Origin of the sequence: Mycobacterium ahvazicum (assembly GCF_900176255.2) — a bacterium.
GTDB lineage: Bacteria > Actinomycetota > Actinomycetes > Mycobacteriales > Mycobacteriaceae > Mycobacterium > Mycobacterium ahvazicum.
Map to the genome: position 1 here is coordinate 40413 of NZ_FXEG02000006.1, position 15806 is coordinate 56218.

The 15806-nt window shown below is 64.2% G+C and carries 15 protein-coding genes; 6 read left to right on the forward strand and 9 right to left on the reverse strand.

Annotated elements, in window-relative coordinates; all coding sequences use genetic code 11:
• Positions 1–109 precede the first annotated feature (109 nt).
• A complete protein-coding gene (locus MAAFP003_RS27280) occupies positions 110–1330 on the forward strand; it encodes an N-acetylmuramoyl-L-alanine amidase (RefSeq protein WP_096290694.1) in 1221 nt (406 codons plus the stop codon).
• Here the strand turns inward: MAAFP003_RS27280 and MAAFP003_RS27285 are convergent.
• The 9 genes from MAAFP003_RS27285 to rpmH form a co-directional block, all read right to left on the reverse strand.
• Positions 1327–2091: an acetyltransferase gene (locus tag MAAFP003_RS27285; RefSeq protein WP_096290695.1), complete on the reverse strand. Its 765-nt coding sequence runs from the start codon at positions 2089–2091 to the stop codon at positions 1327–1329. The two genes, MAAFP003_RS27280 and MAAFP003_RS27285, sit on opposite strands and share 4 nt — an antisense overlap.
• 285 nt (positions 2092–2376) lie before the next feature.
• Entirely contained in the window at positions 2377–3360 is a 984-nt protein-coding gene (locus tag MAAFP003_RS27290; RefSeq protein WP_096290696.1) for a ParB/RepB/Spo0J family partition protein, read from the reverse strand.
• A gap of 23 nt (positions 3361–3383) precedes the next feature.
• Positions 3384–4403 (reverse strand): ParA family protein, encoded by a 1020-nt coding sequence (locus MAAFP003_RS27295; RefSeq protein ID WP_096290697.1) that lies wholly within the window; start codon positions 4401–4403, stop codon positions 3384–3386.
• Positions 4400–5185: a 16S rRNA (guanine(527)-N(7))-methyltransferase RsmG gene (rsmG, locus tag MAAFP003_RS27300; RefSeq protein ID WP_096290698.1), complete on the reverse strand. Its 786-nt coding sequence runs from the start codon at positions 5183–5185 to the stop codon at positions 4400–4402. Before rsmG ends, MAAFP003_RS27295 begins: the two co-directional genes overlap by 4 nt.
• Positions 5186–5254: 69 nt before the next feature.
• Complete coding sequence (locus tag MAAFP003_RS27305) at positions 5255–5821, reverse strand: Jag family protein (protein ID WP_096291456.1); 567 nt, start codon at positions 5819–5821, stop codon at positions 5255–5257.
• An 84-nt stretch (positions 5822–5905) separates the two neighbouring features.
• Positions 5906–6955, reverse strand: a complete 1050-nt coding sequence (yidC, locus tag MAAFP003_RS27310; RefSeq protein WP_423790963.1) for a membrane protein insertase YidC — start codon at positions 6953–6955, stop codon at positions 5906–5908.
• A gap of 43 nt (positions 6956–6998) precedes the next feature.
• The gene (yidD, locus tag MAAFP003_RS27315) at positions 6999–7361 is read right to left on the reverse strand and encodes a membrane protein insertion efficiency factor YidD (protein ID WP_096290700.1); all 363 of its coding nucleotides are present in this window, start codon (positions 7359–7361) and stop codon (positions 6999–7001) included.
• Positions 7358–7714 (reverse strand): ribonuclease P protein component, encoded by a 357-nt coding sequence (rnpA, locus tag MAAFP003_RS27320; RefSeq protein ID WP_096291457.1) that lies wholly within the window; start codon positions 7712–7714, stop codon positions 7358–7360. The genes yidD and rnpA overlap by 4 nt, the downstream gene beginning before the upstream one ends.
• Before the next feature lie 23 nt (positions 7715–7737).
• Entirely contained in the window at positions 7738–7881 is a 144-nt protein-coding gene (gene rpmH, locus MAAFP003_RS27325) for a 50S ribosomal protein L34 (protein WP_003874369.1), read from the reverse strand.
• Between the two features lie 623 nt (positions 7882–8504).
• On the opposite strand from rpmH, the gene dnaA reads away from it, so the two are divergent.
• The 5 genes from dnaA to gyrB all read left to right on the forward strand — a co-directional run bounded on the left by dnaA (position 8505) and on the right by gyrB (position 15792).
• On the forward strand, positions 8505–10025 hold the full coding sequence (gene dnaA, locus MAAFP003_RS27330) for a chromosomal replication initiator protein DnaA (protein WP_096290701.1): 1521 nt from the start codon (positions 8505–8507) through the stop codon (positions 10023–10025).
• A gap of 537 nt (positions 10026–10562) precedes the next feature.
• The gene (gene dnaN / locus MAAFP003_RS27335; protein ID WP_096290702.1) at positions 10563–11762 is read left to right on the forward strand and encodes a DNA polymerase III subunit beta; all 1200 of its coding nucleotides are present in this window, start codon (positions 10563–10565) and stop codon (positions 11760–11762) included.
• Positions 11763–12929, forward strand: a complete 1167-nt coding sequence (recF, locus tag MAAFP003_RS27340) for a DNA replication/repair protein RecF (protein ID WP_096290703.1) — start codon at positions 11763–11765, stop codon at positions 12927–12929.
• Positions 12926–13495, forward strand: coding sequence for a DUF721 family protein (locus MAAFP003_RS27345; RefSeq protein WP_096290704.1), 570 nt, complete (start codon positions 12926–12928; stop codon positions 13493–13495). The genes recF and MAAFP003_RS27345 overlap by 4 nt, the downstream gene beginning before the upstream one ends.
• Positions 13496–13761: 266 nt before the next feature.
• Positions 13762–15792 (forward strand): DNA topoisomerase (ATP-hydrolyzing) subunit B, encoded by a 2031-nt coding sequence (gene gyrB / locus MAAFP003_RS27350; RefSeq protein ID WP_096290705.1) that lies wholly within the window; start codon positions 13762–13764, stop codon positions 15790–15792.
• The last annotated feature ends 14 nt before the right edge of the window (positions 15793–15806 follow it).

Genomic DNA, 15806 nt, shown 5'->3' on the forward strand with positions numbered 1-15806 from the left:
CATCGCCGTTCAGCCTGGGGTTTTCCGGAAATTGAGAAGAATCTGCGACAATACCGGTTAGCTGTAGTGCGTTTGTCAGCCTGTCAGTTTGTCCCGGAGGGCCCTTGGTATGTCGAGTCCGCGCCGCGAAAACGGCGACGCTCTGCGCTGTGGTGACCGCAGCGCAGCGGTGACCGAAATCCGGGCCTCACTGGCTGCATTAGGGCTACTGGACAGCGCTGGCGAAGATCTGACGACGGGCCGGCATGTGGCCCTCGAGGTCTTCGACACGCAGCTTGACCATGCCGTCCGCGCCTTCCAGCAGCATCGTGGGCTGCTGGTCGACGGCATCGTCGGCGAGGCGACTTACCGGGCACTCAAAGAGGCGTCCTACCGGCTCGGCGCGCGCACGCTGTACCACCAATTCGGCGCTCCGCTCTACGGCGACGACGTCGCGACATTGCAGGCCCGGCTGCAAGATCTCGGTTTCTACACCGGCCTGGTCGACGGCCATTTCGGCCTGCAAACTCACAACGCGTTGATGTCGTACCAACGCGAGTACGGGATGTCGGCGGATGGCATTTGCGGGCCGGAAACCTTGCGCTCCTTGTACTTTCTGAGTTCACGGGTTAGCGGCGGTTCGCCCCACGCCATTCGCGAAGAAGAACTCGTCCGGCGCTCCGGTCCCCGGCTCTCGGGCAAGCGGATCATCATCGATCCGGGTCGCGGCGGTGACGACCATGGTCTGATCGCACACGGCCCGACCGGCCCGGTCAGTGAAGCAGATATCCTGTGGGACTTGGCGAGTCGGCTGGAAGGCCGGATGACCGCGATCGGCATGGAGACCTTCCTGTCCCGCCCGACCAACCGCAGCCCGTCGGACGCCGAACGGGCCGCCACCGCCAACAACGTCGGTGCCGACCTGATGATCAGCTTGCGCTGCGAAGCTCAGGTCAGCTCTTCTGCCAACGGCGTGGCCTCGTTCCACTTCGGCAACTCGCATGGGTCGGTATCGACCATCGGCCGCAATCTCGCCGACTTCATCCAGCGAGAAGTGGTGGCCCGCACCGGGTTACGCGATTGCCGGACGCATGGGCGCACCTGGGATCTGCTGCGACTGACCCGGATGCCCACCGTCCAGGTCGACGTCGGCTACATCACCAACCCCGGTGACCGGGACAGGCTGCTTTCGACGCAAACGCGCGATGCGGTGGCCGAAGGCATCCTGGCCGCGGTCAAGCGGCTCTACCTGCTCGGCAAGAACGACCGGCCCACCGGCACCTTCACTTTCGCCGAGCTCCTTGCGCACGAATTGTCGGTCGAACGGACGACCCGCCTCGGCGGTACTTAACCGTTTCGCTTGTTCTGCAACGTATTTCCGGCCTTCAAAACATTGCAAGACCCGGCGCCGACCGGCTGCTGAAGCTCGGCGTTCTGCAGTAGGCGCTCCAGGGCCGCTTCCACCTCTGCCTTCCAGCCCAGGCCCTTGTCGAGCTCGAGGCGTAGCCGCGGGAAATACGGATGTGGCGCTACCACAACGAAACCCACGTCTTTCAAGAACTCCGCATCGATGATGCAGCGGTCCACCGAGCAATCCCCCAGGGACTCCAGCACCGGCCGGACGTCGGGGTCGGCGAGCGTGGGGTCCAGCGACTCCGACGCCGCCGGGGTGCGACCGAATGCTTCCAGCGCGCGGACCCCGCGACGCATCAACTCGTCGATCACCCGGGCCAGCAGATCATGTGGCAAGTCGTCGGGGGCGTGGCCGAGTTCGACGCCCATCGAGGTCAGCAGGACGGCATCCGGAGACACCGGAGCGGTAGGAAACCGATGCGCTCGCGGCACCGCCCCCGGCGGCGCGTACAGCACATAGCCCAGACACGGCGGATCGGTGACGCTTTGCTCGTCGGGAATCGCGGTCGCGACCTGGCCGCACGACCCCCACTCCAGCATCACCATCGACAGCCATGCTTCTTTTTCGAATTCTGGGTCGGCGAGGTGGTCTTGATCGCCGAGGGTCGCGGGATCGACCTCCCAGAAGACACAGCGGCGCGCATGCTTGGGCAGCTGCTCGAAGCCTTCGAGCCGCAGGGGCGTGATTCGAGCAGACACTAGCCTCCTGGCTTCCGTGCGTATCGCAGCCCATTGCCGCAAGCCCGGCTGTACCCAGGCTGACGTGCACCACCAACCGCTCCAGGATAGGAGAGTTTGTTGTTCTCGGGCCAGTGTTGACCCGGCCACTCCGGCGCCGCGTCCGAAACGCTCCGAATCGCGCCAGCGGCGGCGGCCGGGCCTCGAAAAGGCTTGTTGTACAACGGAACTCCGCGGTCGAGGTGGTCAGGTCGGCCTTCGTAACACACCCGTTGTCACAGTGACGTAATTACACCGTGTAACGGGTCATGCCTTGGGCGGGGTCATGGTGTCGATAATCCGCTGTAGATCCTCGACCGAGGCGAACTCCACCACAATTCTGCCCTTGCGCTTGCCCAGGCTGACGGTGACCCGGGTGTCGAAGGTGTTCGACAGCCGCTCGGCAACGTCTTGCAGACCGGGCATCTGGATCGGCTTGCGGCGCGGCGCTGCCGGGGCCGCCGCATCACCACGGTTGGCCAATGTCACGGCCTCCTCGGTGGCGCGCACCGACAGACCCTCTGCGACGATCCGGCTCGCCAGCTCCTCCTGCGCTTCTGGCCCGGATTCCAGCGACAGCAGCGCGCGGGCGTGGCCGGCGGACAGCACTCCGGCGGCCACTCGGCGCTGCACGGCGATCGGCAGTTTGAGCAACCGGATCATGTTGCTGATTAACGGCCGTGACCGTCCGATTCGCGAGGCCAGTTCGTCGTGGGTAACGCCGAACTCATCGAGCAGCTGCTGGTATGCGGCGGCTTCTTCCAACGGGTTCAGTTGTGCCCGGTGGATGTTCTCGAGAAGAGCGTCGCGCAACAGGTTGTCGTCGGTGGTCTCTCGCACAATGGCGGGAAGGGTCGCCAGCTGCGCCTCCTGGGCTGCCCGCCAGCGCCGCTCCCCCATCACGATCTGGTACCGCGCGCCGCCCGGTGCCGGGGTGACCGCACGCACCACGATCGGCTGCAAAAGGCCGAACTCGCGGATCGAGTGCACCAACTCCGCCAGTGCCTCGTCGTCGAATACCTGCCTGGGCTGCTTGGGGTTGGGTTCGATATCGGCCGGCGAGATCTCGCGATACACCGCACCCATCTCGTTGGCTACTGGTGCCGGCCCGCCGATCAGCACATCGGCCGCGGCGTCGCCCATCCTCGGACCCAGCGTCGCGGGTCCCCCGTCGGCTTCGGCGGGTCCGGTGGGAATCAGGGCCGCGAGACCTCGGCCGAGCCCGCCCTTCTTTTTGCCCGCACTCGTCATTGTCGTCCCTTCACGAATGGTGGTTAGTCGCGCTGTGCGAGTTCGCGGCTCGCGTCGAGATAGCTCATCGCCCCCCGGGATCCGGGGTCGTAATCGATGATCGTCATGCTGTAGCCGGGCGCCTCCGAAACCTTGACGCTGCGCGGGATGACGGTGCGCAGCACCTTGTCGCCGAAGTAGCGGCGCACCTCCTCCGCGACCTGATCGGCGAGCTTGGTCCGGCCGTCGTACATCGTCAGAATCACCGTCGCCACTTCCAGCTGCGGGTTGAGGTGCGCCTTCACCATCTCGATGTTCCGCATCAGCTGCGACACCCCTTCCAGGGCGTAGTACTCGCACTGAATCGGGATCATCACCTCGGGCGCCGCGACGAGAGCGTTGATCGTGAGCAGTCCCAGCGACGGCGGACAGTCCACGAAGACGTAGTCGAAGTCGAAGTGGTCCAGCTCCGCCAAAGCGTTACGCAATCGGTTCTCGCGCGCGACCATGCTCACCAATTCGATCTCGGCGCCTGCCAGGTCGATGGTCGACGGAACGCAGAAGAGTCGGTCGCTGTGCGGGCTGCGACGCAGCGCGGTCTCGATCGTCTCCTCGCCGAGAAGCACTTCGTAGGACGACGGTGTGCCCGATTGCCGGTCGGTGATGCCCAGTGCCGTGCTCGCATTGCCTTGCGGATCGAGATCGATAACGAGCGTCTTGAGTCCCTGCAGCGCGAGCGCGGCGGCGAGATTGACGGCGGTCGTGGTCTTCCCGACGCCACCCTTCTGGTTGGCGACGGTGAACACCCGACGATGTGCGGGGCGTGGCAGCGGCGGGTAGGTCGTGTGCAGCACCCGCATGGCGCGTTCCGCCGCGGCACCAATCGGGGTGTCAAATTCGTTCGATGTTTCACGTGAAACATCCGCCGTGGTGTCACTCGGCGATTCATCCGCCAGGGGCGCCGTCTCGTCCGGCGCGAGTGGGGGCGCCAGGGGCGCCGGCGCCAACTGCGGGTGCTCGACGCTTGGACCCGAGGCTGTGGACCGATCCTGGGGCGAGCTCATCGCTTTCTCCTGTCCGCCCTTGGTGCCGACCCGCGTCGCGACCGCGTTGCGCGCTGCGCTACCACCACGGTTGCGGGCGGACGCAAATAGCTCGCGCCACATGTCACCACCCTGACATCAACTGCCTCCAGCGCGGCCATCCCACGCCGGTGTTCTTCGACTTCGTCGGGAGCGCGCTCCCCCTTGATCGCAATCATGCGTCCGCCCGGTCGTAGCAACGGCATGCTCCACTTCGTCAACTTGTCCAGCGCCGCGACTGCTCGCGAGACCGCGACATCGCGCTCGCCGAAACGCTTCCGTACCCCCGGCTCCTCGGCTCGGCCGCGCACCACTTCGACGGTTAACCCTAGTTCGGCAACGACCTCTTTGAGAAACTCGCTGCGGCGCAGAAGTGGTTCCAGAAGCGCGATATCCAAGTCGGGGCGCGCGATCGCCAACGGTATGCCCGGCAATCCCGCTCCGCTGCCGATGTCGACGATCCGCTCGCCCTCGTCGAGCAGTTCGGCGACGGCTGCACTATTTAATAGGTGGCGGTCCCAGACACGGTCGACCTCGCGGGGCCCCAGCAATCCGCGTTCGACGCCAGCCGTTGCGAGGATCTCCGCGTACGCCTGAGCGATGTCGAGCCGCGATCCGAAGATCTCGGCCGCCGCGGCCGGTGCATGACCCGGTCCGCCGGATGTCGACTCGGTCGGAGCGCCGGTCGGCGATCCCGGCTCCACGGGCTCCGCTGCCGGCGCCACTGCCCGATCAGATCCGCCGACATGTTTCACGTGAAACATTCCTCCGGTCTTCGGATCTACAGCACCGTGCGCGCGGGGGTGAACTACACCGCTGTAACCCGGTCCCAACTAGTCGTGCAGCACAACAACGCGACGGCTCGGCTCCACGCCTTCGCTCTCGCTGTGGACGCCGGCCACCGCGGCGACGGCGTCGTGGACGATCTTTCGCTCGAACGGAGTCATCGGCTTGAGTTCTTCACGCTCGCCGCTCTCCAGCACGCGTCGCGCGACCTTGTCGCCCAACGCGGCCAATTCTTCGCGGCGCCGCCGGCGCCAACTCGCGACGTCGAGCATCAGCCGGCTGCGCACGCCAGTCTTTTGGTGAACCGCCAGTCGGGTGAGCTCCTGCAGTGCATCGAGCACCTCGCCGCCGCGACCGACCAACTTGTTCAGGTCGTCGCTGCCGTCGATGCTGACGACCGCGCGGTTGCCCTCGACATCGAGATCGATGTCACCGTCGAAGTCGAGCAGATCCAACAGCTCTTCCAGATAGTCGCCGGCGATCTCGCCCTCGGCGACCACCCGCTCCTCCAGGTCGTCGCCCTCGTCGGCACCGGTCTCCGCCGCCGTCGACTCCTCGTCCTCGACCGCCACTTGGGTGTCCAACTCGCGTTCGGTGGTGTCAGCGTCCGTCATTTTCTCTCCCTCATCCATGGGTCCGTCCCTGTCTCATTCGGGTCACTCTCCGGAGACGGCCCGGTAAAGCTGTGGCGCTATTCGTCAGCGCTTCCGCCGTTTCGGTCGTGCCCCTGGCCGGGGCGTGCGGCTGGCCGGACCGTCCGTGCTGCCGGTCGTATCCGGTTTGTCGGGCGCCGCTTCCGTTGTCTTTCCATCGGCCACGTCAGGCCGCGCGTCTGCCTTCGGGGCACCGCCGTCGTCAACCGTCGACGCGCCGTTGCCGCCCGGCGCCGCCTTGCGCTTCGGCTTGGCTCCGGGCAACGGTGCGTTGGCAGCCCGGCGTTCCAGCACCTCTTGCTTCTTGGCCTCGTCCTCTTTCTCAATCATGTTGAAGACGTAGTGCTGCTGCCCGAACGTCCAGATGTTGTTCGAGAACCAATACAGGATGATCGCCAGCGGAAGGAACGGACCACCGACGACGACACCGAGGGGAAACACGTACAGCGCGAGCTTGTTCATCATCGCGGTCTGAGGATTCGCGGCCGCTTCCGCACTTTGGCGGGCAATCGATGCGCGGCTGTTGAAATACGTGGCGACGCCGGCAAGCAACATGACCGGCGCACCGACCAAGATGACGGAGGGGCGGCTGAAGTCGATGAAGGCGTCCAACCCGGTGCGCTGCGTCATGGATGCCCCGATCGGCGCACCGAACAGATTCGCGTCCAGGAAATGCCCGACGTCGGTCGGGCTGAACACGTAGTTGCCCGTCAATCGGTTCTGGATCACCGACATCTGTGGCTGGCCGAAGCCGCCCGTCGTGCGGTTGAAGGAACGCAACACGTGATACAGGCCGAGAAACACCGGGATCTGAGCGAGCATCGGCAAGCAGCCGAGAATCGGATTGAATCCGTGCTCGCGTTGCAGCTTCTGCATCTCGAGCGCCATCCGCTGACGATCCTTGCCGTACTTCTTCTGCAGTGCCTTGATCTGTGGCTGCAGTTCTTGCATCTGGCGGGTGGTGCGGATCTGGCGCACGAACGGCTTGTAGAGCAGCGCCCGCAACGTGAAGACGAGGAACATCACCGACAGGGCCCAGGCGAAGAAGTTCGAGGGCCCGAGCAGTGCCGCGAACAGCTTGTACCAAACCCACATGATCCACGACACCGGGTAGTAGACGAAGTCGAGGCTAAACAGATCAAACGACAAAAGATTCACTCTCCCCTCGCGGCGCCGGGACGTCCCCGACGGCGCTGGTGTCTGCAAAGTCCACCCGGCAGCCCCGCTCTACCGAGGCGCGTTCCGGTATCGGGTCCCATCCTCCCCGATGCCACGGCCCGCACTTGGCGAGCCTGACCGCCGCCAGCCAGCTACCGCGAATCAACCCGTATTCGGTAAGAGCCTCTACGGCGTACTGACTACAGGTCGGCATGAAGCGACATGTCGCCGGTCGCAGCGGGGAGACCATATGCCGGTACAGCTGAATCAGGAAAACCAGACCGCGCACCACGGTCCGGCTCGCGCTGCCCAGTCCCGAGCGCACCGGCGCCGTGACGGTCACTGGTCAGTCCCCGCACGTTCGAAGGCGCGCCGCAGACCCTTGCGCAACTCCTGCTCCAACCGCGCCGACGACACCTGCCGACTACTCGGCAGCGCCCGGATAACCACCCGGTCGTGTCGATGAAGATCAGGCAACATGCCCCGGACAGCGTGGCGGAGCCGACGCGAAACCCGGTGGCGGTCGACCGCCGAGCCGACCGACTTCGCGACGATCAACCCCACGCGTGGACCCGGTTCGTCATCGTCTTCCCGGCGTACGTGGACGACGAGATCGGGCTGCGCGGTGCGCATCCCCTTCTTCACTGTCGCGTCGAATTCCCGTGACCGCCTCATGCGGTTGCGCGCGGGAAGCACCGCCAACACGCCTGTCGGTCAGATCAGGCAGATAGCGCGCGACGACCCTTGCGGCGCCGGCCGGACACGATGGCGCGCCCAGCCCGAGTGCGCATCCGCAAGCGGAAACCGTGCACACGAGCACGGCGCCGGTTGTTCGGCTGGAAAGTCCGCTTGCCCTTGGCCACGGCGTTCTCCTCGTTCTGTCTCGCTAGAAGCTTGTCCCCGCCGTCCGGCCGGTCACGTTCAGCTCAGCTGGATTGCGTCGTGACTCGGTCGAAAAGTGGTTCTTGCTGCTGGCCGGCGCGGTCCCCGGGCGAATTACTTCCCGGTCGCAGCCGTATCGCCGACTTTCGGGCGACTGTATGAGGGTACTGACGAGCGTTGCCTTGGTCAAACCTGGCCTGCCCCAACGAACCCGCTACCACCCAAGTTGAGATTTTGGCTGCCGGCGCGGGCGATCGGCACGACATCATCGACAAGCCGCAGCACGCCCCGATGAACTCTAAAGAACGCGACTGGAATACAACAGAACTGTTGGCAGCCGCACGGAAAACTGTTAGCTTCGGGCAATGCTGTTTCAGAGTCGGAACGGCGCTCGACAACGAAGCATGATGGCGGATCTACTCGCTGTGCAGACGACCTGACCGGGGTTGTCTCAGCCCGCGGATCGCGAGCCGTCGCCAGTAGGTTGCGGCCCGTGTACGTCTATCCTGTCCACACCTGTGTATAACTATGTGGACAGTTGCTTTGTCGCCAAGCGTGGTTTGTGGCTCGACCCGGGACGTTCTAGAACCAGGGAGATGCGTCGTTGACCGATGACTCCGGTTCTGGTTTCACGACAGTGTGGAATGCGGTCGTCTCTGAACTCAACGGCGATTCCGACACAGACGGTCTGGGCAATCGCGCGACGCTTGTCACCCCGCTCACTCCGCAGCAGCGCGCGTGGCTCAATCTTGTTCAGCCGCTGACGATCGTCGAGGGGTTTGCCCTGCTGTCGGTGCCAAGTAGTTTCGTACAAAACGAAATCGAACGGCATCTGCGCACCCCGATCACCGATGCACTCAGCCGCCGGCTCGGGCAGCAGATACAGCTCGGGGTCCGTATCGCTCCGCCGGCCGATGACGCCGACGACGCAGCCTTTCCGCCGGGTGACACCTTCGCCGAGGACATCGGTCTAGAAACGTCAAGTGACGCCGACGAGGCCGACGAAAACGGTGAAGCGATCGGCGTCGAACAGAGCTGGCCCAACTATTTCGCCGAACGTCCACACAGCACCGACTCCGCCGCGGCCGCCGGCGGGACCAGTCTCAACCGGCGCTACACCTTCGAGACTTTCGTCATCGGTGCCTCCAATCGCTTCGCCCATGCCGCGGCCCTGGCCATCGCCGAAGCGCCGGCGCGTGCCTACAACCCGTTGTTCATCTGGGGTGAGTCCGGCCTCGGCAAGACCCACTTGTTGCATGCCGCAGGCAATTACGCGCAGCGACTGTTCCCCGGCATGCGCGTGAAGTACGTATCGACCGAGGAATTCACCAACGACTTCATCAACTCGCTTCGCGACGATCGCAAGGTCGCGTTCAAGCGCAGCTACCGCGACGTCGACGTACTGCTGGTGGATGACATTCAGTTCATCGAGGGCAAGGAAGGTATCCAGGAAGAGTTCTTCCACACCTTCAACACGTTGCACAACGCCAACAAGCAGATCGTCATCTCGTCGGACCGGCCGCCCAAACAGCTCGCCACTCTGGAAGACCGGCTGCGAACACGCTTCGAGTGGGGACTGATCACCGACGTCCAGCCACCGGAACTGGAAACCCGCATCGCGATTCTGCGCAAGAAGGCCCAGATGGAACGGCTTGCGGTCCCCGACGATGTCCTCGAGCTCATCGCCAGCAGCATCGAGCGCAACATTCGCGAACTCGAGGGAGCCCTGATCCGGGTCACCGCGTTCGCCTCGCTGAACAAGACGCCAATCGACAAGTCCTTGGCCGAGATCGTCCTGCGCGATCTGATCGCTGATGCCAGCACGATGCAAATCAGCGCGGCGACCATCATGGCCGCCACCGCCGAATACTTCGACACCACCGTCGAGGAGTTACGCGGTCCCGGCAAGACCCGAGCCCTGGCTCAGTCGCGGCAGATCGCCATGTATCTGTGCCGCGAGCTCACCGATCTTTCATTGCCCAAGATCGGCCAGGCGTTCGGCCGCGACCACACCACGGTCATGTATGCACAGCGAAAGATCTTGTCCGAAATGGCCGAGCGGCGTGAGGTGTTCGATCACGTCAAAGAACTCACCACTCGGATTCGGCAGCGCTCCAAGCGCTGATTCTGCGGTTTCGGCCACCGCGCGCCAAACTTTTTCCAAAAAACTTCCCACACGTCCGTAACTCCAGTCACAGCGGAGCGATGTGCGCAGCATTGTGTACAAACGTCCCAAACAACAGTGCAGCAATCGGCCGTGACGTGCACACCCCTGCCCCATCCCCAGTGGCCCAACATCGACTACACAGTTACCCACGCCGTCATCCACAAGCCGATCGACGCGCTAGCTGGGCGGGGCCGGACCTGTCCCCAGATTGCACAGGCCTTAATACTGGTACTGAGATCTATCCGTTGTTTCTTCTTTGAAGAACAGCTTTGGGGACGCGTCGCTGCACAGCGCTCGCGGACCTCTCGTTGACTCGGCTTGTCGGCCTTCACGATTAGCTTTCAAGATGGGCGCAGAAGCTCTACGGTTGTGATTCGACTCCCGTTGCGGACGTCGTGGCAGGTGCGTCGCCGCGGCCGTTCGTTGCGGGGCCCAAGCTGGCGGGGCGAGAAGCCGGCTACCGGATTTTGAACTTTGGGTAGGTGAAGGGACGCTATGGACGTGGCGACGACAAGTGCTGGTCTCACCGATCTGAAGTTTCGCCTGGTCCGAGAATCTTTCGCCGACGCGGTGTCGTGGGTTGCGAAGAATCTGCCGAGCCGGCCGGCGGTTCCCGTTCTTTCCGGCGTGCTGCTCACCGGTTCGGATGAGGGCTTGACGATCTCGGGATTCGACTACGAAGTTTCGGCCGAAGCACAGATCCCAGCCGAAATCGCTTCTCCGGGAAGCGTTTTGGTGTCGGGACGGCTGTTATCCGATATCACCAGGGCGTTGCCGGACAAGCCGATCGATTTCTACGTCGACGGCAGTCGTGTCGCGTTGACATGCGGCAGCGCCAAGTTCTCGTTGCCGACGATGGCGGTCGAGGATTACCCGACGCTGCCGACGCTGCCCGAAGAGACCGGAAGCTTGCCGTCGGATTTGTTCGCCGAGGCGATCAGCCAGGTCGCGATTGCCGCCGGCCGGGATGACACGTTGCCGATGCTGACCGGCATTCGGGTCGAGATCTCGGGTGAGACGGTGGTTTTGGCCGCGACCGACCGGTTCCGTCTGGCGGTTCGCGAGCTGACGTGGTCGGCGTTGTCACCCGACATCGAGGCGGCCGTGCTGGTGCCGGCGAAGACGCTGGCTGAGGCCGCGAAGACAGGAACGGACGGTTCCGAGGTTCGGTTGTCATTGGGGGCGGGCAGCGGGGTCGGCAAAGAGGGATTGCTCGGGATCAGCGGCAACGGCAAGCGCAGCACCACGCGACTGCTGGATGCGGAGTTCCCGAAGTTTCGTCAGCTGCTGCCGGCTGAGCACACCGCGGTCGCGACGATCAACGTGGCCGAGCTGACCGAGGCCATCAAGCTGGTTGCGTTGGTGGCGGACCGGGGTGCACAGGTGCGCATGGAATTCGCCGAGGGGCAGTTGCGGCTCTCGGCCGGCGCCGACGATGTCGGTCGCGCCGAGGAAGAACTCGCGGTCGATTTCTCGGGCGAACCGTTGACGATCGCGTTCAATCCGACCTACCTGACCGACGGACTCAGCTCGGTGAAGGCCGACCGGGTGTCGTTTGGCTTCACCACCCCGGGTAAGCCGGCGTTGCTGCGTCCGGCATTTGACGACGACAGCCATCCAACGGGCACCGGTCCGTTCTCCGCGTTACCGACGGATTACGTTTACCTGCTGATGCCAGTTCGGTTGCCCGGATAGGTGTACGTCCGGCATTTGGGACTGCGTAATTTTCGGTCCTGGGCACAAGCCGACCTCGAGCTCGAACCGGGCCGGACGGTGTTCGTCGGTCCCAATGGTTTCGGGAAGACGAATTTGGTTGAGGCACTGTGGTATTCGACCACTTTGGGTTCACATCGAGTTGGAACCGACGCGCCGTTGATCCGGGCGGGCGCCGATCGCGCGGTGGTTTCGACGATTGTGGTCAGCGAGGGCCGGGAATGCGCGATCGATTTGGAGATTGCCGCGGGACGGGCGAACAAGGCTCGGTTGAACCGCTCGCCGGTGCGCAGTACCCGCGAGGTGGTCGGGGTATTGCGCGCGGTGTTGTTTGCTCCCGAAGACTTGTCGTTGGTCCGGGGTGATCCCGCGGACCGGCGTCGCTATCTCGATGATTTGGCGACCGTGCGGCGCCCGGCGGTCGCCGCCCTGCGCGCGGATTACGACAAAGTGTTACGGCAGCGCACCGCACTATTGAAGTCACTCACCGGCTCCCGGCATCGCGGCGACGCCAGTGCGCTGGAAACACTCGACGTGTGGGACAGCCGATTGGCCGAGCACGGAGCCGAATTGATGGCTGCGCGTATCGATCTGGTGAATCAGCTGGCCCCCGAGGTGGAAAAGGCCTACCAACTGCTGGCGCCGGGATCGCGGCCGGCGGGCATCAATTACCGAACAAGCATCGATGGTTTGGGTGTGGACGGCGCGCAGGAGAGCGCGAGCCCCGACCGCGATTTTCTGGAGGCGGCGCTGCTGGCCGCATTGGCGGGCCGCCGCACCGCCGAACTGGAACGCGGCGTGTGTCTGGTGGGCCCGCATCGGGACGACCTGGAACTTCGTCTGGGCGATCAACCGGCGAAAGGTTTTGCCAGCCATGGTGAATCGTGGTCTTTTGCGATCGCGCTGCGGCTGGCCGCGTATGAGTTACTGCGCGACGACGGCAGCGAGCCGGTGTTGTTGCTCGACGATGTCTTCGCCGAACTCGACGCGGCGCGGCGCCGCGCCCTGGCCGCGGTAGCGGAATCGGCCGAACAAGTATTGGTTACCGCGGCGGTACTGGAAGATATCCCGGCAGGCTGGGACGCTAGGCGGGTGCACATCGACTTGCAAGACGATGACAGCGGCCGGGTTTCGGTGATGCAACCATGATCGACAACGAATCAGACGAGTCGGCGCCGGCCGAACTGCCGGAATCATCGAGCGGGCTCAGCGGTATCGACTTGGTGCGGCGCACTCTCGAGGAAGCTCGCGCGGCGGCGCGTGCGCAAGGCAAGGATGCCGGGCGTGGCCGCGCCAGCAATCCGGTTCCGCGCCGGGTTGCCGGGCAGCGGCGGAGCTGGTCGGGCCCGGGCCCGGATGTCCGGGATCCGCAACCGATGGGAAGGGTCGCCCGCGATATCGCGAAAAAGCGCGGCTGGTCGGGACGCGTCGCCGAAGGCACGGTGCTCGGTCACTGGGCGTCGGTCGTGGGCCATCAGATAGCGGATCACGCGACACCGACCGCGCTGAGCGAGGGCGTGCTCAGCGTGACGGCCGAATCCACCGCTTGGGCCACCCAATTGCGGATGATTCAGTCTCAGTTGTTGGCCAAGATCGCCGCGGCGGTGGGCAACGGTGTGGTGACATCGCTGAAGATCACCGGTCCCGCGGCCCCGTCCTGGCGGAAGGGGCCCCGACACATCTCCGGCCGCGGCCCGCGCGACACCTACGGCTGACACAATCGCGGGGCGCGCCGACGTCGAAGACATGCGTAGACAAGGCGTCAAGGTTAGCCCTCTCAGATCCGCGAGAACGAAACGGACCCGCGCGGCGCACGTCCGGACGCGGCGTCAATAGAGAAATTAAGCGCACGGCGCGTCCAGATAGGTAGAAACGCGCCCAGAAAATCGGTCCAGACCCCCGATCGCGGTAGAGTGGGCTGATGCGACTGCTGCGGTGATTGGAACCGCCCGCATGAAACCCCGAGGAGAGCATTCCGACCGTGGCTGCCAAGAAGAAGGCGCAAGACGAATACGGCGCGTCAGCGATCACCGTGCTCGAAGGGCTGGAGGCGGTCCGTAAACGCCCCGGCATGTACATCGGGTCCACCGGGGAGCGAGGTCTGCACCACCTCATCTGGGAGGTGGTCGACAACTCCGTCGACGAGGCGATGGCCGGCTACGCCAACCAGGTCGACGTGCGCATCCTCGACGACGGCAGCGTCGAGGTCGCCGACAACGGCCGCGGTATTCCCGTCGCCATGCACGCCACCGGTGCGCCGACCGTCGACGTCGTGATGACACAACTGCACGCCGGCGGCAAATTCGGTGGCGAGAACAGCGGTTACAACGTCAGTGGCGGTTTGCACGGCGTCGGTGTGTCCGTGGTCAACGCACTGTCGACACGGCTCGAGGTCGAGATCTCCCGCGACGGCCACGAGTGGTCGCAGTACTACGAGCGCGCGGTACCCGGGACCCTCAAACAGGGTGAGGCCACCAAAAAGACCGGAACCACGATCAGGTTCTGGGCCGACCCCGACATCTTCGAAACCACCGACTACGACTTCGAGACGGTGGCGCGGCGGCTGCAGGAGATGGCATTCCTCAACAAGGGATTGACGATCAACCTCACCGACGAGCGCGTCACGCGGGAGGAGGTCGTCGACGACGTCGTCAGCGACACCGCGGACGCACCGAAGTCCGCCGAGGAAAAAGCCGCCGAGTCCACTGCCCCGCACAAGGTCAAGCACCGGACGTTCCACTACCCCGGCGGCCTCGTTGATTTCGTCAAGCACATCAACCGCACCAAGAGCCCGATCCAGCAGAGCGTCATCGATTTCGACGGCAAGGGTCCCGGCCACGAAGTCGAGATTGCGATGCAGTGGAACGGCGGCTATTCCGAGTCGGTGCACACCTTTGCCAATACGATCAACACCCACGAGGGCGGCACCCATGAGGAGGGTTTCCGCAGTGCGCTGACGTCGGTGGTCAACAAATACGCCAAAGACAAGAAGCTGCTGAAGGAAAAAGACGCCAACCTCACCGGGGATGACATCCGCGAGGGCCTGGCCGCGGTGATCTCGGTGAAGGTCAGCGAGCCGCAGTTCGAGGGTCAGACCAAAACCAAACTCGGCAACACCGAAGTGAAGTCGTTCGTGCAGCGGGTCTGCAACGAACAACTCACCCACTGGTTCGAAGCCAACCCCTCTGAGGCGAAAACCGTTGTGAACAAGGCGGTTTCGTCGGCGCAAGCGCGTATTGCGGCGCGTAAGGCGCGCGAGTTGGTGCGCCGCAAGAGTGCTACTGATCTCGGTGGGCTGCCCGGCAAGTTGGCGGACTGCCGCTCGACCGATCCGCGTAGGTCGGAACTGTATGTGGTGGAGGGTGATTCGGCCGGCGGCTCGGCGAAGTCCGGGCGCGACTCGATGTTTCAGGCGATCCTGCCGTTGCGCGGCAAGATCATCAACGTCGAAAAGGCGCGCATCGACCGGGTGTTGAAGAACACCGAAGTCCAGGCGATCATCACCGCGTTGGGCACCGGCATCCACGACGAGTTCGACATCACCAAACTGCGCTACCACAAGATCGTGCTGATGGCCGATGCCGATGTTGATGGACAACACATTTCCACACTGTTGCTCACCTTGCTGTTTCGGTTCATGCGGCCGCTGATCGAGCACGGGCATGTGTTCTTGGCGCAGCCGCCGTTGTACAAGCTGAAGTGGCAGCGCAGCGAGCCGGAGTTCGCTTACTCCGACCGTGAGCGCGACGGCCTGCTCGAGGCCGGGCAGAAGGCCGGCAAGAAGATCAACAAGGACGACGGCATCCAGCGCTATAAGGGTCTGGGCGAGATGGACGCCAAGGAGTTGTGGGAAACCACGATGGATCCGACCGTGCGGGTGCTGCGCCAGATCACCCTCGATGACGCCGCTGCGGCCGACGAGCTGTTCTCCATCCTGATGGGCGAGGACGTCGATGCGCGTCGCAGCTTTATCACCCGTAACGCCAAGGACGTTCGCTTCCTAGACGTCTGAACGATCAGCCTCAG